Here is a 21,241-nt window from a genome sequence, read left to right as displayed (position 1 = left end):
AATTAGAATGAATACTATTTATGATAATGAGAAATTTTTTGAAAGCTATAGCCAAATGACTCGTAGTCAACAAGGCCTGGACGGTGCCGGTGAATGGCAGACGCTGAAAGAAGTGTTGCCTGATTTTGAAGGAAAACGCGTGCTGGATTTAGGCTGCGGTTATGGCTGGCATTGTCTTTACGCAGCAGAGCATGGGGCAACCTCTGTCGTCGGTGTGGATCTCTCAGAAAAAATGTTGGCAGTTGCTCGTAAAAAAAATACTTTCAGCAATGTCACCTATCTACAGGCCAGCATTGATGACGTAGCTTTTGAACCGAATAGCTTTGATGTCGTTATCAGTTCTCTGGCGATCCATTACATTGCCGATTTTGAGAAACTGGCAAAAAATATTGCGAACTGGTTGGTCGCTGGCGGTCAGCTGATTTTTTCCGTTGAGCATCCGACTTTCACTGCAGAAGGTTCACAAGACTGGTTCTATGACGAAGCTGGGAAAATCGCACACTTCCCTGTCGATAATTATTTTTACGAAGGAAAGCGGACTGCCCACTTTCTCGGCAGCGACGTCACGAAATACCATCGGACGTTGACTACTTATCTAGATAACTTATTAACTAATGGCTTTCAGCTCAAACGGATCGTTGAACCAATGCCCCCGAAAAATATGATGCACATTTCCGGTATGAAAGATGAAATGCGCCGGCCGATGATGCTGATTGTGAGGGCGGAGAAAAAATAAGCGTAGAAATCCCCCCTATATAAAAATCTATTATGTAGGGGGGATTTATTTAGTTCTCAGTATCTTTATTCTTATTTGTTTGCGTAATACTTAAATTCTACAAGGTCCGTTGTTGCTTCTAAGGCCAAAACTCGAAAAGCATCATTGTAAAAACGCTCTTCTTTTGTATTGTCTCCATACAATCGGACTAATGCACGACATTCATTTAAAAGTGTATTGTCCTTAATATACATTCTCTTATTTCCGTTTAATAAATATGCATCATATGTTGATGAGTTTATTTTTTGTTGCTTCCAATAAATATACATCATTATCTCTCCTTCTTTTTCTGTATTTTCTTCTGATCCACTATTTGCATTTTTCAATCTATAATATTCAATAGGTTCGTATCCCATGTATCCCCCATCTGCTGGAGTTGTGTAAATTCCATTTCTTCCATATGAACAATGAATGATTGTTTTATTATCTACAAAAATCCCTGTATGTCCGTCATTTGCCCAGTATTTTGATAAAAAGATATCTCCCTTTGTACATTCAGAACGAGCTATTTTTGTAGCAATTGACGGAAGTGTTGTATCATGTAAAGAACCTGTCCATCCCATACTACCTGAGGGAATGAAGCCCCCGGCTGCTAGTGCAAAATAAACTGCGGAGCTACAATCATAACTATTCGGCCCCATGCGATTACTTTGGCTATAGGTTGTCTTACCTTCACGATCCTTCATCCATTGAATCATTTTATTTATATCTCCCATTTTTTCACCCCTTATCTATACTTTTTTAATACTTCGCTTACTATACTTTTTCACGACTTCTTAGATCAGACTATCCAAAACCTCACCCCTGATCTCCTATTCTTTCATTTATATGATTGACCGTTGTCTCAATTCTCTCGACTTGCTTAAGCGCTTCTGTCAAACCATCGATGGTGTTTAAGTAGCGTTCTTCTCGCGCATTATTCTGCTTCATCACCCATACTAAGAGAAATACAAAAAGCACTGGAAATCCGATGCTTTCAGGATTATTGAGAAACGTTGAAATAAAGTTATCCATGCTCCACCAGCTTTCCTGTATTGATTCTGTTATTGACCTTCTAGACAATTCAGAAGAACAAATTGATCCAATGAGTGAGTTCGTCATTCGCCATACATGCTGAAAAACAATCCATTAAACATCGAAAAATAGGAAAATCATTTGTCAAAAAACTTCCGAACTATCTAATTTCTTTGCTTGCACTCCCCCTCAGACATGCTTTGATGTTTTCCCGCCCATATTCAATGCAAACAATCGTTTACGCATACGCTTCATCCCTTTCTATTTGATCTATCTAAACTATATACGAACTTGTGTTCGTTTTGTTGCCAAAAAAAAGACATCAAATGCCAAGATGTTCAGCTAATTCTTCAAAAAAGCGATCGCGTAGGCGCATCACTTGTCTTTTACTTAGGAAGACCTGATCAGCAACTAAATCAAGACTGGCTTTCTGCTTATCAGACAGATACAGTCGCTCGATAATTTCTTTTGTCTCTGCTGTTGCATTTTCTAAACATTGTGCAATGACCTTTTGATTTCGTTCCAAATTGATCAGCTGTCGATCCAAAGAAATAGAAATCAGCATCTTTTTATTTTGGGTCTCTGCAGTCGAATGCGGGTGTGTTCCTTTTGTATGAAAAAGTAGTTTTTCCTTCCTTTCTAAATAATAATCCTCCATTTTAGGATAATCTCGCAGAATTCCTTTTAAATAGTCCTTCTTCCATTTTTCCATGAGCTCTCCCCCTTAAAATAACTATTACTAGAAGCAACAAGAAAATAGTCGATTATTTTTAATGCTAAATTTCCTCTATAAAGTATTCAAAATTAGTTTTGTAGCTTAATGGTAATACATTTCGCGTACCTTGTAAATCATTTTGTCGACGAATCGTCTGTTTTTTATAGAAATAGTTCGACGATTCGTGTTACTATACTATAGAAGGGAGTGTCACTATGTTTGCACAACAATTGAAAGAGCTGAGAAAAAGAACACCCCACCTCACCCAGATGGATATGGCAAAAGAGCTGGGGGTCGCAAAAACCACTTACGCTTCCTATGAACAGGGAAAGCGAACGCCGGATATAGAAACGCAGAATAAAATTGCGGATTTCTTCAATGTCTCTTTGGACTATTTGCACGGTCGCGAGCAAAAAGGCTCTTTTTCTACTAAACAGAGGACCGTGGCAGCGCATATTGATGATGAAGTGACCGAAGAACAGATGGAAGATATTCTAAACTATATTGATTTTATTAAACAAAAACATGCAAAGAAGGAGTGATCGAATGGATAAAGCAGAAAAATTGATGGCTCATTTTCAAGGAATCAATTATATCTTTGACCCTTCTATGCCTGATGGCCAAAAGGGACTATATATCGATAATCATGTTTATCTAAATCCCCGTCAAACAACGGAGGAGCTGACAGATACGGTCGCTGAAGAAATCGCCCACTATTTAACGAGCTCAGGTGACATCACACAGCAGGACACCAATGAAAAACGCAAACAAGAGCAGAAAGCCCGCGATGTTGGGGCTACTTTAATAGTGACTCCGCAAGATATCATTGATTGTTATAAAGAACGCTTTTCTACTGTTTGGGAATGTGCCGATTATTTAGGGATCAAAAAAGAATCGCTGGAGCATGCAGTCAAGGTCTACGCCCGAACCTACGAAGAGGGACTTTCCTATAAAAACTATCGCATTCTTTTTCGAGCAGATGGGACTATCGGGGTATTTGAGTTTTTTGACGAATAAAAATGACCTTAGCAGGTACGCTAAGGTCATTTCTTTTATTATAAATTAAGATGATTAAAAATTGGTCTCAGGATCGACTAGTTCACCATAACTAATAACCGTCGTAAAATCAATAAAGTCTTCTGTTTCACTTTTAATAATTTTGACGATCGCAGAATTGTTCAGTTTATTCTTTACAACTCCTAGTTGTGTTTCCTTTTTATATTCGAAAAATACTTCTTGTCCGATCGAGAAGCGCTCTCCTAAAAAAGAGGGCTGTGGAGATTTGAATCCATAGGTGTTCGCCATTTGAATATCCTCCTTCAAATATTATAAAAAAAGAAGATCGTCTCCGATCTCCTTAGTCATCCGTCAATACAACAATTCTTAGTCTTTTACAATGTTTGAAGCTTGTAAGCCGCGTTGGCCTTCTTCAACATCAAAAGTCACTGCTTGACCTTCGTCTAAAGATTTGAATCCGTCGCCTTGGATAGCTGAGAAATGTGCGAATACATCATTTCCGTCTTCTCCAGTAATAAAACCGAATCCTTTGTCTGCGTTAAACCATTTTACTGTACCTTTATTCATGTAAAGTACCTCCAATTACACATCACTGTGTTTATTTGTAATAAAAAATGACGTGTAATAAAAAAGTATCTTAAATTTCTTATAGATAACCAACTAGTCACATATCAAAGTATTACTTAGTTACCATACCATGAATGAATGGAAAAAGCAAAAAAACCTGAACATTGGTCGTTTTATCCACATATATTATTAAGTTTCACTGTTTTTTCTTAATAACTATAACCAAGCCTTGCATTCCCGTTTCTTTTCATAATAGCAAATAGGAATAGGCTGTTTACCATTCTACAGAGCTAAACACGAACAATCAATCTATAAAAAAGCATGCTGCCCAAAAATCAGACAGCATGCGGAAGTACCTTTTAAATGTAATTTTCAACTATTCAGCGGTTTCTGCGTAAAAGCCAATCCCTTCTGAACGCCAGCCTACTCTTACCAGATGGTCGCGCTCGTTTGAATCCGGCGTATAGTGATGCGCGCCTGTTTTTGCATTCGGATTGTATAGGCGATAAATAGGAACTCGTGGTTGATTTGAAAAAGCAGATACAAAAGCCGTTCCTTCATCTCGCCAGCCCACTCGCTCTAAATGAGCTGCTTCATAGCTGTTCATCGTATAATGATGGTCTCCTGCATTTGGATTATATAAGCGATAAACGGGGGCACCCGTATGGGCATTCGGGGCAAACCAACCGATCCGCTCTTCTCGCCAGCCAACACTTCTTAAATGTCTCGACTCCGACAAATTGGACGTATAAAAATGCTCACCAGAATTTGGATTGTACAAACGAAAAATACCAACACTTGCGGAAGCTTCAAGAGAAAAACCAACTAGTAAAAGACAACTGAAAAAGAGTCCGACAACTACTGTAACTTTCTTCATTGCAAACGCCTCCTTTACTTAATTATAGAGGCATTTTCAGCATTGATAAAGTACTTTTTCTGTTTCCACTCCTACTTCTCATAGAGGTTTTCAGTTTGAATAACCTTATGGCCTTCATTTTGAATCGTATACCGTACACTAGGATCATTGGGATAAGCAGCATTCCCGCCATAAACAATCAGCTGCGTGGTCTCTCCATTTTTGAGGAATTCATCGTAGCTGCCGCCAGCACCTCCAATATTCGCCCAATGTAGCACCATCCGATTCCCGCTTTGTTCAACTAGACTCCAACATTTCCGGTCATAGTTTTCCCAAATCATCTCTAGGTTATTTTCAGGATTCTTATACACGGCTTCATAAAACGCCATCGCCTCGTCCATGGATCTCCATGTGTTTGCTGATTGGTCTGCCTTTGGTGCGGCCACTGTGCCGCCATTAACGATACTTAAAAAGCCATTTTTTAACTCTTGGTTTTCTGTCTCACTAAAATGAAATGCCTTATCTGGCATCCCTTGATTTTGCATTGAAACTAAAACAAGCGGCTGCTGATCATGAAAAGCAAAAAAGTAAACATGCTTTGCTGCATACGGAGCTGTTTCAGCATCAGAATAGACGGCAACGATCGAATACTCACTGGAGGATGTTCCTGTCTCTGACCATTCGCCAGTAACAATCTGTTCATCCACTGCCATCGGCTGCGTTTTAGTCCCCTCGATCACCCCATCCGGCAAATCTAATCCATAAAAATCAACGGACTGCTTAGGATAATACGCCTTGTAGGTCTGCCCCATCGTTTGTCCCCAGCCACTCATGAACTCTTGAAGCTTAGCAGATTTGTCTGTGCTCCAAAGGTCATTCATGGATGACTTAGCTGTTTTTCCAGTTTTTTCTTTAGTTTTCTCTGTAGAATTCTTAGCAGGCAAACTGCTTGTTGATTCCGTGTCAGATCTGCTGGTTACTTTAATTTTTTGTTCAGCAGACTGTTCCTTTGGTTTTTCTTGTTTACAGCCGGCAAAAAGCGACAGAGTAAGTAAGAATACCATACTTAAAATAGCCTTTTTCATAATAGCACCTCTTCCCATAAATAGAATATCGAACTGCTTGTTTTGAAACAAGATATATTTAATATTTATTATTTTTAATTTTATTTGTAGGAAAAAAGAGGATGGTCCTGATTATTATGTATCATGCTACACATTTTTTGTTAAGGCAAGCTTGTCAAAATGACAAAGCAAAAAAAGCACCTATATTCCTCATTTTTAAGGATATTTGAGTGCTTTTATTCTCAACTTCTGCTGTTTCTATAAAGTATTAATTTTTCAAAGAAATGACTTCCTGTGTTTCTTCATCAAAGAAATGCGCTTTGCCTAAATTAAAGGCCAGCTCTACTCGTGCTCCTGGTTTGTGGAAATCGCGAGCATCAACCTTAGAAACGAATTCTGTTTCACCGACCTTGGTATACAGCAGCGTTTCTGCACCCAATAATTCGGACACCATGACTTCCGCTTTTACAACCGCTCCATCAGAGGAATCAATCGCGATTTGTTCACTGTGAATATCTTCTGGACGAATGCCAAATACGAGCTTTCTGCCTTCGTATCCTTTGCGAACCAATACACTGTTTTCCCCCTCAGGAATTTTCAAATCCAACCCATGCCCGTCTTTGATGAAGCCATCCTGCAAGGTGACTTCGAAGAAATTCATCGCTGGAGAACCAATAAATCCCGCCACAAATACATTCCGCGGCGTATCGTATACGTCTTGCGGTGTTCCTACCTGTTGAATAACGCCGTCTTTCATAATGACGATGCGGTCAGCCATCGTCATAGCTTCCGTTTGATCATGAGTAACATAAATGGTCGTCGTTCCTAAACGTTGATGCAATTTCGCAATTTCCGCTCGCATCGAAACTCGTAATTTTGCGTCTAAGTTGGACAAAGGTTCGTCCATCAAAAAGACCTGTGCATCGCGAACGATCGCACGTCCTAAAGCGACACGCTGGCGCTGGCCTCCTGATAGAGCCGCAGGTTTTCGCTTAAGGTATTCGGTCAGCCCTAAAATATCCGCCGCATTTTCTACCCGCTCCTTTATTTCGGATGGATCGTATTTTCTTAATTTTAATCCGAAGGCCATATTGTCAAAAACAGTCATATGCGGGTACAACGCGTAGTTCTGGAAAACCATCGCAATATCACGGTCTTTAGGGGCAACCTCATTCATGATGCGATCCCCGATTTTTAACTCGCCTTCTGTAATATCCTCCAGCCCCGCTATCATGCGCAAAGTGGTGGATTTCCCACAACCTGAAGGTCCGACGAAAACGATAAATTCTTTATCATCTATTTCTAAATTAAAGTCATTGACTGAATAATTTTCGGCATTGTCATATTTTTTATGAATATGCTTTAGTGAAAGCTGCGTCATTTGAAATCCCATCCTTCTTATTATTTAAAGCTCCGATAATTCTATCTCTTCCAAACTTTCGACCAGTCTATCCGCATTTGGCAGGTTGCTTTTCGTTCCTACACCAATCGCCAGCATCCCAGCGTGTTTAGCAGCGGCGATTCCCGCTTTAGCATCTTCGAACACCATGCACTGGCCAGCAGGAATCCCTAGTTTCTTTGCACCCAATAAAAATACTTCCGGATCAGGCTTCGCCCTTGAAACATCATTTCCATCTACGATCGCATCAAAATAGTGCCGCAGTCCTGTCTTCTTTAAAATAATTCCTGAATTTTTACTCGCGGACCCGAGGGCAATTTTTATATTTTTATGCTTCAATTGTTTTAACAGCTCAACCACACCAGGTAAAATCTCAGTTTCATCCATTTGCTCAATATAGTGAACATACACCTTGTTTTTTTGTTCCATAAAGTGTTCGCGTTCCTTTTCTGTATAGTGCTTGTTTCCCAATGATAGCAGGATATCTAAAGACTTGACTCTAGACACCCCTTTTAATCGCTCATTGTCTTCTGCTGAAAAAGGAATCGTTAGTTGCTCCGCTAATTGTTTCCACGCTAAATAATGGTATCTTGCAGTATCAACTAAAACACCATCAAGATCGAAAATAGCTCCATGATAGTTAGTCAAAAGATTGGCTCCTTGCTTTTTTGATTAAACGAGCAACATTCAAGCCCGTTCTTTGTAAATTTACTTCGGCCTTTTCTAATGCCTCATCTAAGCTGGCTGGCTGACCAATAATTGGAAAGCAGGCGGTGATTCCGTAGTCAGAAAAATCAAGCACCTGCTGGTCAACACTGCCGCAGATTGCGATCACAGTGGAGGTTTCTGGCGCACGTTGAGCGATCCCCACAGGGGCTTTCCCCGCCATGCTTTGCTGATCCATTTTCCCTTCTCCAACAATAATCAGATCAGCAGCCTCAGCACGCTGATCAAATGCCAGTACGTCTAAAACAAAATCAATCCCGTGAATGATTTTTCCTTTAGCAAAACCGGCAATACCTGCTGCTAAGCCGCCGCCCGCTCCACTTCCCGGAACATCAGGCAGCTTTTCATCGACGAAATCATAGACCTGTCGTAATGCCTGGTCTGTGGCGGCCAGTTCCTCTGATTTCAGTCCCTTCTGAGAGCCAAATACATAGCTTGCGCCTGCCTCTCCGCATAAAACATTTTTTACATCCGTCACTGCGTAAATCTCTGTTGTCAGCATAGGGACATTGGAAGCATCGATCCTCGCGATTTTAGCAAGGCTCCGACCATTTGGCGGTAGCAAATGGCCTGCTTCATCATAAAATCGATAGCCCAATCCAGCTGCGAACCCGATTCCGCCATCCACAGTCGCACTGCCGCCAATTCCGATATAGATTTTTTTAATCCCCATCGCCTGCAGCTGAAGGACCAGCTCTCCTAATCCAACCGTCAAGAAATCCAGCGGTCGTCTTTGTTCCTCGGAAAACATAGGCAATCCAACCAAATCGGCCATTTCAAAAAAGGCTTGTTCCTGAAAATGCATGTATCTCATTGAAAAGGGCTCTCCATCCCAGCCGCTGACCGTTTGCCACCCTTCTTTCATCGTGACATTTTGCGATAATGCATCGAGTGTGCCTTCCCCTCCATCGCCAACCGGTAATAACTCGATCTGCGCTGATGGAAAAACCTGACTAAAACTTTCCCCTAAGATCCGTGCCACTTTTTCAGCAGAAAGGCTGCCCTTGAATGAATCTGGCATTATCAAAATTTTCATCGTTTTACTTTCTGCTCCATTCTAGTTTTTCTTCCAACGAGTAAGTCGCTCCCTCGATCACAATCGGCAATTTCTTTTTCGTTTTCTTCGTTAACACAAGCGTATCTTGCGTTAAATCAATAGCCATATTTTCACCTTTCCAATGGAACTGGAATGACATCTGCTTCCAAGCCCTTGGCAGCTGCGGATTGATTTCCAATACTTTGTTTTTGGTGATTCCTGCAAAACCAAAAATAGCTGCGAGCCAAACTGCGCCTAATGCCGCGCCATGAATGCCTTCATCACTCGTATGGGGCAAATCGTTCAAGTCGATTTTGCAGGCGGCTTGAAACATTTCATAAGCCCACTCCGTCTCGTGGATTCGTGCCGCAACGATCGCATGGATCGCCTTGCTCAAGGAGGAATCATGAATCGTTCGATCCTCATAATAGTAAAGATTTTGTTTGATCGTCGCAAAATCAAATACATGGGGCTGTAAATAAAACAGCATTACCAGATCCGCTTGCTTCAAAATCTGCTGATCAATCACTTCTTGACGCGAATAATCGCTAAGGATCAGTTGATTCCCGGCTTGCTCCTTGTATGTTGATAGATCAATCACTGGTTTGCTCAAAAATGTATCATCCTGCGGAATCAACCCCTCCGCATTTATATTCGGTAAATACAGGTGCTCGAGAAAATATTCAAACTGTTGATGCAGCTTTGGATCACCCACCTGCTGCTCCAAAGCGGACCGCACGTTATAAGCTGCTAAATAATTGGTGTACGCATTATTATCCACATGCTCCGTATATTCGTCTGGACCAATCACATCATGAATCTCGATCCGACCATTTACCTCTACGCCGCGACTTAGCCAAAAAAGGGCAGTCTCTTTCAACAATTCCTTCCCGTACTGATCCATAAATTCTTGATCAGCGGTCGCTTGATAAAGATCCATCACAGCATACGCGATATCCGCGACGATATGATGCTCCGCTGCTGCCGAAGAAATAATCTGACGTTTGCCGGTGCGAATATTTATCGCTGCGTATTTAGGCGTCTCCTCGTAGCCCGTCAAGGCACTTTCCCAAGGAAACAGCGCCCCTTGATAATCGTTTTGACGCGCCTTTTCTTTGGCTCCTGCCAGCCTGAAATAGCGATATTTCAATAAGCTTTTTGCGACCGCGGGTTTGTTATGCAGAAAGAAAGGAAGAATGAAAATCTCTGTGTCCCAGAAAACATGTCCCTTGTACCCTTCTCCAGTCAAGCCCTTAGCCGCCACACTAAACTGAGGATCGTCAGGCGTCATGATTTGCAGGTGATAGCAAGAAAAATCTAGCGCTAGCTGGTCAAAAGCATTTTCACTGTCAACTGCTACACGATGCGCTAACCAAAATTCGGCCCAAGATTCTTTTGCCGCCGCCGCAATTTCTTCATAAGTTATTTCCTGTTGCGCAGCCTTTTTTGCTGCCTTAAATGGATCATCGGTTTCTAAGCTAGAATAAACATAAACCACTTTCTCAAAGACAAAGGCATCCTTTCGTTGACAAGCTTCTTGGATGCTCGTTTGAATCTTTCTATTTTTTGCAGAAATAGCTCCTGATTTATTTAGCCGCATCGCTAATCCTAACGATAAATGACTCTCGATAGTCTCGTAATCAGCTACTAATACGCGTTCATCATAGACACGCAGATCCCGCTCAATTAAATGCTGGTTGCCGCCATTAGAAACCTGACCATCAATCCCTGCCTTGACTGAGAGAGTACAATCCCTGCTTAATGGTTCAACGATCAGCTGAAAAGCGATCTGTTCCTTCTTTTTTTGACTGACTATTCGTTTATTAGTAATTTTGAACCAATCGCCCTGTTCTGTTTGCCACTTTAAGGAACGAACTAATTCACCCGTCGATAAATCTAAAAAACGCTGATAATCTGTGATCTGAGGACTGTTTAGAGAAAAAATCTCTCCATTTATCCGTAATTCCAGTTCAGTGATATCAGGCAGATTCACTAACTCGGCGGTTTCTGTTCCAACTGTTTGGTCGAAGATTCCGCGAACGAAAAATCCCTGATCCTGATTCCGATACTTCTCCTCATGAACCGCCCGAACACCTAAATAGCCGTTGCCTATAGTCATCAGTGTGGCTTCCTTATTGATCATTTCCTCATCAAATTGATTAAATTCTATTTTCATAGCTCTACTTTTCCACCTATTTCAGCCGATTGATATAATGCTTCGATCACTCTTTGAATAATGAACCCTTGTCTGCCATCTGCAATCATTGCATGAGGATCACCCGCAAGTTTACGGCAAAAATGATCTATACTTGTAAAATGATTATTGCTTTCTGTACTGGCGATTTCTTTGATAACCTCAAGCTCACCTGCTTGATCCGTATAAATTTTTCCAGGATAGAGGTTCGCCCCAGCCTGATCACCGCAAAGCTGGACATCTAAAACTCTGTCGGACTGGATATTTAAAGCAAATGAGGTATTGAGACGAAGTATACCGCCTGCTTCAAATTCTACTGTTCCAAACAAAGAATCTTCCACTGTATATTTTTTAGGGTCCCAAGAGCCAAGAGTGCCCAGATTCTTCTTAGGCCCAATTTTTTGGTATTGATAGGCTGAGACCGCCTTGATTGTTGGAAAATCCAACAGGTATAATGCTGTATCCAGCATGTGGATTCCATAGTCGATCAATGGTCCCCCGCCTTGTAATGCTTTATCAATAAAGTTGCCCCAGCCGGGAACCCCCGAACGTCTCAAGGCATTTGCTTCACTGTAATAAATATCTCCCAGCAAGTAAATATTTTCCTTCAGCATCTGAGCCTCTGGTGAATAGCGGTGTTGAAGATCATAGGCTAAAACGACGCCTTTTTCCTCCGCCCGCTTCCACATAGCTTGGGCCTCACCGCTAGTCATCGCTGGCGGCTTTTCGCAAAAAACAGAACAGCCAGCCTCCAACGCACGCATCACATTTTCATAATGAAACCGATTCGGCGTACAAATACTGACAATATCCGGCTGCACTTCTATCAGCATCTTTTCGATCGCAGTATACGCCTTCTGAAATTGATTTTTCTGACAAAAAAGTTCTCCTCTTGCCAAATCTGGATCAACTACTGCTGCTAAATGAAATGCTTCGGGTTTTGTTTGATAGTATGCGGCATGGACTTTTTCTGCCACTTGGCCGGCACCGACAATCGCTACTTTTTTCATCTTTCGTTCCTTTCAAGAAAAGCATAGTTGAGACTTCAACTATGCTTTTCTCATACATTCCTTCAAAAAGTTGATAGAATCTTGATAAACACTTGGAAGATCCTCGCCCCGTAAACGGCATTCGTATACTAAACAACCTTGATAGTTTAATTCTTTGATTGTTTTAAAGTGCTCGACAAAATCGATAGCTCCCGAACCCGGTTGATACCGATGATTGTCTGCTAAATGAATGTGACCAACGTAATCCTTCTGCTCAATCAAGGCTTTTGAAATACTATCTTCTTCAATATTCATATGATAAAAATCAGCCGTGATCTCAACGTTCTTCAATTGATTTTCATCAATGTATTTACGCGCGTCGGCTAATAGGTTGATCATATGATCTTGATACCGATTCAATGGCTCCAGATATAGTTTTGTGCCCGTTTCAGCCGCAACTTTATCCAATTGGAGCAAAGAGTCGCTGACTGCTTTAAAGTCGCCTGCTTGGCTTCTTGGAGAAACCATTGGCGGTAAGCGATACGTAAACATTCCCCAAGCTGCGGGAACCACCATTCCTTTTCCGCCGACTTCAGCCAATGCCCGCAAAATTTCAGAAATTTGCTCGATTCCGCGTAAACGGCGTTCCTCGATGAAATCTCCGATCCAGCCGTCATAGCCATTACACGCCGTTTCAACTGTAATGCCCGTTTCCTTGATAGCTTCTTTAATTTCTTCTGTGTGCTCTAATAACAGCTTTCCATCAATCTCGTAGGTTTCGAAGCCTAGCTCCTTAATAAAACGGAATTTTTCTTTGATAGACGTTGGGAAAAACGCTTGATCCTGTGTTCCAAATTTCATAACGAAATCTCCTTATTCGTAGTATTCTGGTGATTATGGTTTATAGTTCAACGCCCATTTTGACACTTAGTGAGGGCTCCTGATCGATATAACGCATATAGGCTTCCGCACTTTCAGCCATTGGGACAATTGGCGCAACGATCTCTGAGCAATCCAAGTAGCCGCTCATCAATAAATCCCAGCAAGTATCTTCAATCCGTTTACGATCCCAGCGCGGGTACTCAGGATTGGGCTCACTTGATGCACGAGCAAAGACGATCTGCGCATTATTGAAGTGCGCCTCACGCCCAAAATTCAATCCTTCAGGAAACGGTTTGGCAAAGGCCACGTAAGAAATGATTCCACCATAAGCAAGACCACGAAGCGAGGCCTGCAGAGCACTGGCTGCACCGCTGGTTTCAATGACAGAGTCGACCCCTCGCTTATTGGTCAGCTCCTTCAATTTGAAGCCCACATCTTCTGTGATTGGGTTTAAACAATGAGTTGCACCAAATTTTTCGGCTAAACGGCAGCGTTCTTCGATTGGATCAATGGCAATTACTTTCGCGCCGGCATTCACTGCAATCTGAACTGCAATTAAGCCAATCGCTCCCAAGCCAAAAATCGCCACAAAATCACCTGCACGAACATTGGCCGCTCGTGTACCGCCCATCGCAAATTGGGCCGGATCATAGCATACGGCATTTTTCCAATTATCCAGGCTTGCCATCTTGCGTAACTTGTAATTATCGACACCTTTAGCAATGACCGTTTCCCGAATCGGACCGTACGTACAAACGATCTCTCCTAGTTGATAGTCTGTGACGTCACTACCGATTTCTGCTATTTCTCCGACAACCATATTTCCTAATGGCAAATCACCGAATTCGATCCCGCGAGGACTGCCTGCTTCACGAGGCATAAACATATTCCATTCAGAAGAAAACTCATCATCAATAAAAGGGCTGATCCCTCTAAAATCGACGACCTCCGTGCCGGGTTTAGGAGAAGCAAATTTCACTTTGATCAAAACTTCGTCTGCTGAAATGGCTCTTTCTTCATATTCTTTTACTCCTGCGACTCTTGGTTCAAGTGCAACTAATTTTTTCATGTCTTTTCATCCTCTTTTTTTATTATCCTTTGACGCCGCCTTCAATGGCTCCGCCTTTAATAAAGCGCTCAGAAAGTGAATACATAATCACTACCGGCAGCGCAGTAATCAACGAGGCCGCCATCATTCTGCCCCACACATAATCTGGCGTACTAAACAGTGTATTCAGCCCGATCGGCAGGGTAAACTTGTCTGTTGATGATAGGAAGATCGATGCAAATAGAAAATCATTCCATGAAACCATGAAGCAGTAAACGAAAACAGAAATAATCCCCGAAAAGGCTAAAGGTATCATGATTTGAATGATTATCTGAAAACGACTCAAGCCATCAATCATCGCCGCCTCTTCAATATCCTTTGGGATCGTTTCAAAATAGCTACGCAGCATAAAAATAGCGGTCGGCAATGTTTGAACAACCATCGTGATGACTAAAGAGGTTCTTGTATCATACAACCCTAATGAAGAAATAATTTTGAACAGCGGAACAACAATCAAAATCCCAGAGAACATATAGACTGTATAGAAACTCGCATTGATTTTATTGCGTCCTTTAAAATTTAACCGAGCCAACGCGTAAGCCCCGCCGATCCCAATAATCACGGCAATAACTGATGCGAATAGAGAAATGATGAAGCTATTTTTGAAGTAGTCGACAAACGGAAAAATTTCCGGATTGAAAATGTCGACAAAATGCTCTGTTGTAAATTGACGAGGTAAAATCGTCGGAGTTGTTGATATTGCTTCACTGCTGCCTTTAAATGCCGTCATCAACATGATCCAAAAAGGAAACAGGTTGATCGCTAAAAAGCAAATGACCATGGCATAAAAGAATATCCGTTTTGCTTTCTTATTTTTAGCCATTGTTTAGATTCACTCGCTTTCTTGAAATTAAAATCACGACGGCAATAATCACAAATAAAATCACCGAAATAGCCGAAGCCTTTCCTAAGTCATTAAAAGCAAAGGCCGTTTTATAAAGATAAACCCCTAATATATCCACCTTATTCGTCAACAGATACACATCGGTGAACATATAAAACATCCAAATTGATCGCAAAACAATGACTGTTGCAAGAACCGGTTTGATGGCTGGCAGCGTAACGATTTTGAATTTCTGCCAAAAGTTTGCGCCATCGATATCCGCCGCCTCATACAAGCTTTTATCGACTGTTTGTAAAATCGCTAAGAGAGAAATGAACGCATAGGGATAGTATCGCCAGATCGCAAAAATCACCACCAAAGCAAAGCTGGAGCCTGGATTATCAAACCACAAGGGTGCTTCACTAAATAGATGCAGCTTATCCACTAAAAAATTATTGATAATTCCATACCCGTTGTTAAACATGTATTTCCAAGCAAAGATCAATGAAATCGAAGGCGTAACATAACTCAAAATGATCAAAGAACGGACTAGGCCACGATATTTAAACTCACGGTTGAATGCGATCGCCACTGCCAATCCTAAAGCAGTACTTCCAAAAACGACCAAAATAGTATAGGCGATCGTCAAACCTAACGATTGATAAAACGCAGGATCTTTTAAAATATCCAAGTAATTATTTAAGCCAACAAAAGTAGCTTTTAGATTTGCGTTTAACGGCAAATCTAAAAAACTAATTTGAATGTTGGACAGCATCGGAAAGAAAACCAAAACAGCTAATAAAATCATGCTGGGTGCTAGTAACGCAATAGCAAATTTTGTATCAGCCTTTTTTGCTACATTCTTCATAGGCCACTCCTACTTTTCAATCGATTCTTGAGCAGTTTTTAAAGCTTTCTCCGGATCTTCTTTTCCTACAGTTGCACTATTGACTGCTTTGGAAATCGCACCAGAACTAGTAATATCACCCATTTTAGTAAAGTTTTTATCACCAACCAAACCAAACACCTGCACTTTATCAAATGAGCTGGCAATTTCTTTTGGAAGCTCGCCAAAAGCACTGATTACTTTATTTGATTGGTAAGAAGAACTGTCTACCACTTGTTTATTAACCGGCTGAGCACCGCCAGGAGACATCAATACCCATTTTTCCATGTTTTTAGCCTCAGACAGATATTCAACAAATTTCTCAGAAGCTGCTTTTTGCTCTTTATCTAATCCAGCGGAAATCGTCAAACCAGAAACTGTTCCATAAACTGCCTCTTGCTTATTCGTCGGAATCGCAAAGCCAATATCATCCGCTTTTCCTTCTTCAAAAACGGAAGGCAAAATATACGTCGAGTAGATGGCCATTGGCGCTGAACCATTCATGAACGCGTCTTTAATCTCGGTAACGTCATTCGAACCTGGCATTGTGAATTGCGATAGTTCTTTGTAGTATTTCAAAGCTTCGATCATTTCTGGCGTGTTGATCGTCACTTTTCCTTTTTCATCTAAAACATTGGCGCCATTTGAGAGGGCAAATTGTGAAAATGCCTGCTCTGCCATCGTACTGTCCGCTGTCGGCATCGCGATCCCATATTTTTTATTCCCGGCATCATTGAAATGCTTAGCGATTTCTAAGACTGATGCCCAAGTGGTCGGCTCAGAAAATCCTGCTTCACTCAACGTTGCTTTGTTGTACCAGATTCCTTGAACCCATCCGCTGATCGGAGCTGCGATGTAGCCTGAACCGTCCTCCGTACGAACCAATTTTTTAGCACCGGCATAATAGTTGTCTTCACCGGCTTTTTTCATCACATTTCCGACAGCCTTTTGATCAATCAATTCGTCCTTGTCCATTACTTTCGCAAAATCCTGACTGACTTCAATAACTCCGGGAAGTTTATTTGAACGAGCAAGTGTAACAACTTTTGTATTGTAGGCATCTTCTTCAACAGGGATCTGCTTCACTTTGATCTCAGGATTTTCCTTTTCAAAATCAGCAACCAGCTTGTCGATTACTTTCAAGCGGTCCTGCTCAACCGAAGAATGCATAAATTCGATGGTTGTTTTCCCCTCATCCTTTGCACTTCCTCCACCACATGCCCCCAAAGTCAGAGCAACCATTGCCAGTGCTGTACCAAAAATCATTTTTTTCGCTTTCATTCCACTATCTCCTTTTTCAATTTAATGTATGCTTTTTTCCAAAACCACGAAGGATCGCTGCGCAATCGATGCTGCTAAATCACTCGTGTATTTTTTTTAAACTTTCTAGTTAAATAGCCTGCTGCCAATAGAATCACCTGCAAAAAGTCAGCCTCACAGCTTTTTTAACCAAATAAAATCGTAAGGCTTCAAAGTAAGTGCTTCTTCGATCTGGCAGTCCGTTTTAGTTAATAAATTGATATATGCTCCTGTCTCGAGTGAAATAGTCTGCGTCTGATTGCTCATATTGTGCAGCGCATAAACCTCTTCATTACGAACAAGTCCAAATGTGGCATCCGAGGTAGCAAGGACTCGCATTGGATGATTAGGATGGAAGGCTTCCTCCTCCCGCCGAAGCTGGATCAGCTCTTGCAGCTGATGATAGACCAGATTGTTTAACGAGCCTGTCTCTGTCAAGCTGTGACCTATCTCTGACGCTTCGTATTTCTCCCGATTAATGGTGCGATTGGCGCCGGTACGCTCAACTCCCTCATAATAGTTCCGACCGCCTAAAATACTTTGAACATATACAGCGGGTATCCCCACGATCGTCAATAGAATCGAATGAGCCAGCATGAAGCGTTTCACACGCAAGTCATCTTCATCCGCTTGATTGCTTAAAGCATCCATATAAGTGGTGTTGATCTCATAGGGGCTAAGAGAACCATCCGGATTTTGTTTGTAGTTGACTAAAGCGCCTTCTTTTTCTAAGTCAGCAACTAAATTAAGAATTTCCTCTTCCGCGATAATCCCGCGAATCGGATTCATTCCGATCCCATCATGAGAGGCCAAGAAATTGAAAAAGCTGGTTTCTCGCGTCGGCGGCTGAACTTCACTTGCCCACTTCTGTAAATAGCTGGCGTTTCCGGTGCGAATCGCATGCAAGACCAAAGGCGGCAACGGAAATTGATAAACCATTTGTGCTTCGTTCGTGCCGTCTCCTAAGTAGCTGATATTTTCCTTGTGGGGCACATTCGTCTCAGTAATCAATACTGTTCCAGGTGCAACCTCATCAACGATACTTCGGAAAAGCTGAATGACTTGATGCGTTTCAGCAAGATGAATACTGCTGGTTCCAATTTTTTTCCATAAAAAGCCCACCGCATCCAGCCGTATGAAGTCTGCTCCCTGATCCACATAAAAGAGCAAGACATCGATCATTCTTAGCAGAACCTTTGGATTGGCAAAATTCAAGTCAATTTGATCGTCACTGAAGGTCGTCCAAATGTTTCGTGTCTTTCCAGCTTCATCAATAAACGCTGAAAGCAGTGGCGACGTTCGCGGTCTTGTGACCATACTTAAGTCTGTCGCAGGATCGACCTCAATAAAGAAGTCCTTATAAATGGCTTGGTTTTCTAAATAGCCTTTGAACCAGTTACTTTTCGCAGACATGTGGTTGCAAACAAAGTCAAACATCAAACGGGCTTCACGATTCATTGCCTGAATATCTGCCCAATCACCAAGCTCTGGATTTACCTGCTCATAATCAATCACTGAAAAGCCATCGTCTGAACTGTATGGGAAAAAAGGCAGGAAATGCACGATCGGAAATGTATCTGAGAAAAATTTTTGATAGATTTCTTTGAAAGTCGTTAGCTTGGACTCCCCCTCTCGATAAAATTGATCGCCGTAAGTGATCAAAAAAACATCATCCTGATCCCATTGAGCCTTTCTAGTCCGAGAATTCTTATTTTTGTAGCTGTCAATTCTTTCAGTGATCGCTTGGTTCAAAAATGTCGCATCGGCTTGCTTTGGAAAAATTTCCTGAATCAATTGTTCCATCAACAACAAAACTCCTTTCCATGGGAGCGCTCCCATCTCACACCAAGATAATAGTATAGTAAGCGGTTTCTGTCAATTGTTTTTTTTACTAATTCATCCGATTTTGTGGACAAATATCAAATAATCCAGTACTATTTAGCTGTGATGGTACCGCTACCAGTGTTAGGAGGATTTTTTTGAAACCAACAATTTATGATATCGCGAACAAATCTGGCGTCTCCAAATCGACTGTTTCTCGCGTACTAAATAATCAGGACAATATTTCACCAGAAGCGAAGGAAAAGGTTTTAGCAGCCATTAAAGAATTGAACTATATGCCGAGCAAGCTGGCTCGAGGTCTTACTGGCAATGGCTTTGACGCGATTTTAACCCTTTCTCACCGCTCAGTTAGCTCAACAAGCGGAAACCCGTTCTTTTCCGATGTTATTCAATCAATTTCAGCTGTAACAGAGAAACATGATTTTGATTTGATTTTGCAGACCTCTAAAAATAATCAGGAAGAGGCTCAAAAAATTAAAAATAAGCTGAATGAGAAGCTGATTCGCGGCATTATCATACTGAGTGCCTCTCAAGATGAACAATACTTGGAGGAATTGGATGCTCTGCAAATACCGATCGTCATCATTGGGAAGCTGGAAAAGGAATACGAGTATATCTACTCGGTCGATACGGATAACTATAGTGACAGCTACAAAATGATCCAAACATTGATCGATCTGGGACATAAGGAAATCGCTTGCCTGCACGCACCGCTGGATATTCACGTATCAGCCGATCGGGTAAACGGCTATCGCAAAGCTCTGTTCGATAACTATCTGGATATAAAAAATGAATGGATCGTCGATGGCGGCTATGTACTTGAAGAATCCATTCAGGCTGCCAAAAAATTATTTAGCAACAAGCAGTTGCCTACCGCTATATTTGCTACAGACGCCCTAAAAGCCTTGAGCCTTTTCCAAGTCATTGAAAAAGAAGGCTATAAAATTCCGGATAATTTTTCCTTGATCGCCTTTAATGATGAGTCCTATTCTGCCTTTTTCACCCCGCGTCTTTCAGGAATCAATGTGCCCACAAATATTTTAGGTACAAAAGCCACCGAGCTGCTTTTCAAACTGATCGATGGTGAGAAGGATCTGCCAAAGAAAATCATCATACCCACAGAGTTGAATCTAACAAACTCTGTCTCAAAAAAATAACTGAACAAGCTATATGAGATCTCCTAAAAAGGAAAAGCCCCTAACCAACCTGTGACGCAGGGCTGGTTAGGGGCTTTGTTCGTTCTCTATTTTCGTCGGCAATAATCAACATAGCCGAAAGCGAAGGCTTCAATCAATAAGAAAAAGGAAGAAGAGGTTTGCAGCCACCAGTCGGTCGGATTGGGACTGCGGCTGCTTGAGGCGTAAAGTGAATAATCAGATCTGCCTGACAGCAAATTATTTTGCATATTCGTAATTGAAACAATCGTTGAACGGTAGGTCGAAAGGACATTCAGTACATTAAAAAGATGCTGGTTTTCACCTGACAACGACAACACAAAAATCAAGTCGTCCGTTGTGATATTCTCCATGATCCGCTTGAATTCATTGGATTGTGAAGAGGCAGGAATCATTTGGGCCGGCTTTCCAATCAGCAGCAATAAGCGCTGTAGTTCCGCTGCTTGATTTTGCTGCGTGACACCGGTGCCCAACAAATAAACATTGCGGCTGTTTTCAAGCGCACGATAAATCGTTTCCCAATTATTATCTTGCAAATACTTGATCGTTCGTTCTGCATCAGAAAAGATTCTTTTTTTGAAGGTGGTTTCTTTTCCCCCGTCACCAGGATTGTTTTGCCATTTCAAAAAATTGCGCAGCTCGCTAAACCCCGTAAACCCTAGCTTTTGTGTAAAGCGAATCACTGACGACTTTGATGAGTGACAAATTTTCGCAAAATCATTGGTCCCCATCGTAGTCATTTCTTTCGGATGCGCGTTGATATATTTAACCATTTGGATATCTACTTCATTTAACGTGTCATAGTGCTGATTAACAATATCAGAAAAAAGCATCTTCAGCCCCCCTATCGTTTAGTCTTATTTTACCCTACAGA

Annotated in this window: 23 protein-coding genes; 4 read left to right on the top strand and 19 right to left on the bottom strand. The window is 41.6% G+C overall.

What is annotated here, in order from left to right:
• Positions 1–7: 7 nt before the first annotated feature.
• The gene (locus IGI67_RS20720) at positions 8–736 is read left to right on the top strand and encodes a class I SAM-dependent methyltransferase (protein WP_429959109.1); all 729 of its coding nucleotides are present in this window, start codon (positions 8–10) and stop codon (positions 734–736) included.
• Positions 737–807: 71 nt separating this feature from the next.
• On the opposite strand, the gene IGI67_RS20715 is transcribed toward IGI67_RS20720, so the two are convergent.
• The 3 genes from IGI67_RS20715 to IGI67_RS20705 all read right to left on the bottom strand — a co-directional run bounded on the left by IGI67_RS20715 (position 808) and on the right by IGI67_RS20705 (position 2,501).
• Positions 808–1,491, bottom strand: a complete 684-nt coding sequence (locus tag IGI67_RS20715) for a peptidoglycan amidohydrolase family protein (RefSeq protein WP_429959108.1) — start codon at positions 1,489–1,491, stop codon at positions 808–810.
• A gap of 82 nt (positions 1,492–1,573) precedes the next feature.
• Positions 1,574–1,789 (bottom strand): BhlA/UviB family holin-like peptide, encoded by a 216-nt coding sequence (locus IGI67_RS20710; RefSeq protein WP_207109004.1) that lies wholly within the window; start codon positions 1,787–1,789, stop codon positions 1,574–1,576.
• Positions 1,790–2,111: 322 nt separating this feature from the next.
• Positions 2,112–2,501: a transcriptional regulator gene (locus IGI67_RS20705; RefSeq protein WP_429959107.1), complete on the bottom strand. Its 390-nt coding sequence runs from the start codon at positions 2,499–2,501 to the stop codon at positions 2,112–2,114.
• Between the two features lie 218 nt (positions 2,502–2,719).
• Between IGI67_RS20705 and IGI67_RS20700 the strand changes: the two genes are divergently transcribed.
• Positions 2,720–3,046 carry a helix-turn-helix domain-containing protein gene (locus IGI67_RS20700; protein WP_429959106.1) on the top strand — a complete coding sequence of 109 codons (327 nt, stop codon included), beginning with the start codon at positions 2,720–2,722 and terminating at the stop codon, positions 3,044–3,046.
• A 4-nt stretch (positions 3,047–3,050) separates the two neighbouring features.
• On the top strand, positions 3,051–3,521 hold the full coding sequence (locus tag IGI67_RS20695; RefSeq protein WP_207109001.1) for an ImmA/IrrE family metallo-endopeptidase: 471 nt from the start codon (positions 3,051–3,053) through the stop codon (positions 3,519–3,521).
• Between the two features lie 54 nt (positions 3,522–3,575).
• On the opposite strand, the gene IGI67_RS20690 is transcribed toward IGI67_RS20695, so the two are convergent.
• From IGI67_RS20690 to IGI67_RS20620, 15 genes are all read right to left on the bottom strand, one after another.
• The gene (locus tag IGI67_RS20690) at positions 3,576–3,809 is read right to left on the bottom strand and encodes a hypothetical protein (protein ID WP_207109000.1); all 234 of its coding nucleotides are present in this window, start codon (positions 3,807–3,809) and stop codon (positions 3,576–3,578) included.
• A 78-nt stretch (positions 3,810–3,887) separates the two neighbouring features.
• Positions 3,888–4,088: a cold-shock protein gene (locus IGI67_RS20685; protein WP_028020787.1), complete on the bottom strand. Its 201-nt coding sequence runs from the start codon at positions 4,086–4,088 to the stop codon at positions 3,888–3,890.
• Between the two features lie 376 nt (positions 4,089–4,464).
• On the bottom strand, positions 4,465–4,965 hold the full coding sequence (locus tag IGI67_RS20680; RefSeq protein WP_429959105.1) for a hypothetical protein: 501 nt from the start codon (positions 4,963–4,965) through the stop codon (positions 4,465–4,467).
• 71 nt (positions 4,966–5,036) lie between these two features.
• Positions 5,037–6,029, bottom strand: a complete 993-nt coding sequence (locus IGI67_RS20675; RefSeq protein ID WP_429959104.1) for a DUF4767 domain-containing protein — start codon at positions 6,027–6,029, stop codon at positions 5,037–5,039.
• A gap of 247 nt (positions 6,030–6,276) precedes the next feature.
• Positions 6,277–7,389, bottom strand: a complete 1,113-nt coding sequence (locus IGI67_RS20670) for an ABC transporter ATP-binding protein (protein WP_429959103.1) — start codon at positions 7,387–7,389, stop codon at positions 6,277–6,279.
• 24 nt (positions 7,390–7,413) lie between these two features.
• Positions 7,414–8,055, bottom strand: coding sequence for a beta-phosphoglucomutase (pgmB, locus tag IGI67_RS20665; protein WP_207108996.1), 642 nt, complete (start codon positions 8,053–8,055; stop codon positions 7,414–7,416).
• Positions 8,048–9,169 carry a glycerate kinase gene (locus IGI67_RS20660; protein WP_429959102.1) on the bottom strand — a complete coding sequence of 374 codons (1,122 nt, stop codon included), beginning with the start codon at positions 9,167–9,169 and terminating at the stop codon, positions 8,048–8,050. Before IGI67_RS20660 ends, pgmB begins: the two co-directional genes overlap by 8 nt.
• Positions 9,170–9,173: 4 nt before the next feature.
• Positions 9,174–11,345, bottom strand: a complete 2,172-nt coding sequence (locus IGI67_RS20655) for a glycosyl hydrolase family 65 protein (RefSeq protein WP_429959101.1) — start codon at positions 11,343–11,345, stop codon at positions 9,174–9,176.
• Positions 11,342–12,373 carry a Gfo/Idh/MocA family protein gene (locus tag IGI67_RS20650; RefSeq protein ID WP_429959100.1) on the bottom strand — a complete coding sequence of 344 codons (1,032 nt, stop codon included), beginning with the start codon at positions 12,371–12,373 and terminating at the stop codon, positions 11,342–11,344. Before IGI67_RS20650 ends, IGI67_RS20655 begins: the two co-directional genes overlap by 4 nt.
• A gap of 39 nt (positions 12,374–12,412) precedes the next feature.
• On the bottom strand, positions 12,413–13,213 hold the full coding sequence (locus tag IGI67_RS20645; RefSeq protein ID WP_429959099.1) for a sugar phosphate isomerase/epimerase family protein: 801 nt from the start codon (positions 13,211–13,213) through the stop codon (positions 12,413–12,415).
• 40 nt (positions 13,214–13,253) lie between these two features.
• Positions 13,254–14,303 (bottom strand): zinc-dependent alcohol dehydrogenase, encoded by a 1,050-nt coding sequence (locus IGI67_RS20640; protein ID WP_429959098.1) that lies wholly within the window; start codon positions 14,301–14,303, stop codon positions 13,254–13,256.
• A 22-nt stretch (positions 14,304–14,325) separates the two neighbouring features.
• Positions 14,326–15,165, bottom strand: coding sequence for a carbohydrate ABC transporter permease (locus tag IGI67_RS20635; protein ID WP_207108990.1), 840 nt, complete (start codon positions 15,163–15,165; stop codon positions 14,326–14,328).
• Positions 15,158–16,033: a carbohydrate ABC transporter permease gene (locus IGI67_RS20630; protein WP_207108989.1), complete on the bottom strand. Its 876-nt coding sequence runs from the start codon at positions 16,031–16,033 to the stop codon at positions 15,158–15,160. The genes IGI67_RS20635 and IGI67_RS20630 overlap by 8 nt, the downstream gene beginning before the upstream one ends.
• Before the next feature lie 9 nt (positions 16,034–16,042).
• Positions 16,043–17,332 carry an ABC transporter substrate-binding protein gene (locus tag IGI67_RS20625; protein WP_429959097.1) on the bottom strand — a complete coding sequence of 430 codons (1,290 nt, stop codon included), beginning with the start codon at positions 17,330–17,332 and terminating at the stop codon, positions 16,043–16,045.
• A 153-nt stretch (positions 17,333–17,485) separates the two neighbouring features.
• Positions 17,486–19,153 carry a sugar phosphorylase gene (locus IGI67_RS20620; protein ID WP_429959096.1) on the bottom strand — a complete coding sequence of 556 codons (1,668 nt, stop codon included), beginning with the start codon at positions 19,151–19,153 and terminating at the stop codon, positions 17,486–17,488.
• A 176-nt stretch (positions 19,154–19,329) separates the two neighbouring features.
• Between IGI67_RS20620 and IGI67_RS20615 the strand changes: the two genes are divergently transcribed.
• On the top strand, positions 19,330–20,349 hold the full coding sequence (locus tag IGI67_RS20615) for a LacI family DNA-binding transcriptional regulator (protein WP_429959095.1): 1,020 nt from the start codon (positions 19,330–19,332) through the stop codon (positions 20,347–20,349).
• Between the two features lie 86 nt (positions 20,350–20,435).
• Here the strand turns inward: IGI67_RS20615 and IGI67_RS20610 are convergent, their stop codons facing one another.
• Positions 20,436–21,200: a MurR/RpiR family transcriptional regulator gene (locus tag IGI67_RS20610; RefSeq protein WP_429959094.1), complete on the bottom strand. Its 765-nt coding sequence runs from the start codon at positions 21,198–21,200 to the stop codon at positions 20,436–20,438.
• Between the last annotated feature and the right edge of the window lie 41 nt (positions 21,201–21,241).

Origin of the sequence: Enterococcus sp. AZ196 (assembly GCF_050498845.1) — a bacterium.
GTDB classification, from domain to species: Bacteria; Bacillota; Bacilli; order Lactobacillales; family Enterococcaceae; genus Enterococcus_A; species Enterococcus_A murrayae.
Note: the sequence above shows the minus strand (reverse complement) of the source record. Positions and strands in the feature narration are given on the sequence as shown.

Coding starts and splice junctions, on each gene's coding strand:
- IGI67_RS20680 (WP_429959105.1), bottom strand. CDS start 4,965: ATGAAGAAAGTTACAGTAGTTGTCGGACTCTTTTTCAGTTGTCTTTTA.
- IGI67_RS20675 (WP_429959104.1), bottom strand. CDS start 6,029: ATGAAAAAGGCTATTTTAAGTATGGTATTCTTACTTACTCTGTCGCTT.
- IGI67_RS20620 (WP_429959096.1), bottom strand. CDS start 19,153: ATGGAACAATTGATTCAGGAAATTTTTCCAAAGCAAGCCGATGCGACA.
- IGI67_RS20625 (WP_429959097.1), bottom strand. CDS start 17,332: ATGAAAGCGAAAAAAATGATTTTTGGTACAGCACTGGCAATGGTTGCT.
- IGI67_RS20715 (WP_429959108.1), bottom strand. CDS start 1,491: ATGGGAGATATAAATAAAATGATTCAATGGATGAAGGATCGTGAAGGT.
- IGI67_RS20640 (WP_429959098.1), bottom strand. CDS start 14,303: ATGAAAAAATTAGTTGCACTTGAACCAAGAGTCGCAGGAGTAAAAGAA.
- IGI67_RS20660 (WP_429959102.1), bottom strand. CDS start 9,169: ATGAAAATTTTGATAATGCCAGATTCATTCAAGGGCAGCCTTTCTGCT.
- IGI67_RS20685 (WP_028020787.1), bottom strand. CDS start 4,088: ATGAATAAAGGTACAGTAAAATGGTTTAACGCAGACAAAGGATTCGGT.
- IGI67_RS20700 (WP_429959106.1), top strand. CDS start 2,720: ATGTTTGCACAACAATTGAAAGAGCTGAGAAAAAGAACACCCCACCTC.
- IGI67_RS20695 (WP_207109001.1), top strand. CDS start 3,051: ATGGATAAAGCAGAAAAATTGATGGCTCATTTTCAAGGAATCAATTAT.
- IGI67_RS20690 (WP_207109000.1), bottom strand. CDS start 3,809: ATGGCGAACACCTATGGATTCAAATCTCCACAGCCCTCTTTTTTAGGA.
- IGI67_RS20720 (WP_429959109.1), top strand. CDS start 8: ATGAATACTATTTATGATAATGAGAAATTTTTTGAAAGCTATAGCCAA.
- IGI67_RS20635 (WP_207108990.1), bottom strand. CDS start 15,165: ATGGCTAAAAATAAGAAAGCAAAACGGATATTCTTTTATGCCATGGTC.
- IGI67_RS20650 (WP_429959100.1), bottom strand. CDS start 12,373: ATGAAAAAAGTAGCGATTGTCGGTGCCGGCCAAGTGGCAGAAAAAGTC.
- IGI67_RS20710 (WP_207109004.1), bottom strand. CDS start 1,789: ATGGATAACTTTATTTCAACGTTTCTCAATAATCCTGAAAGCATCGGA.
- IGI67_RS20655 (WP_429959101.1), bottom strand. CDS start 11,345: ATGAAAATAGAATTTAATCAATTTGATGAGGAAATGATCAATAAGGAA.
- IGI67_RS20610 (WP_429959094.1), bottom strand. CDS start 21,200: ATGCTTTTTTCTGATATTGTTAATCAGCACTATGACACGTTAAATGAA.
- IGI67_RS20670 (WP_429959103.1), bottom strand. CDS start 7,389: ATGACGCAGCTTTCACTAAAGCATATTCATAAAAAATATGACAATGCC.
- IGI67_RS20705 (WP_429959107.1), bottom strand. CDS start 2,501: ATGGAAAAATGGAAGAAGGACTATTTAAAAGGAATTCTGCGAGATTAT.
- IGI67_RS20630 (WP_207108989.1), bottom strand. CDS start 16,033: ATGAAGAATGTAGCAAAAAAGGCTGATACAAAATTTGCTATTGCGTTA.
- IGI67_RS20645 (WP_429959099.1), bottom strand. CDS start 13,213: ATGAAATTTGGAACACAGGATCAAGCGTTTTTCCCAACGTCTATCAAA.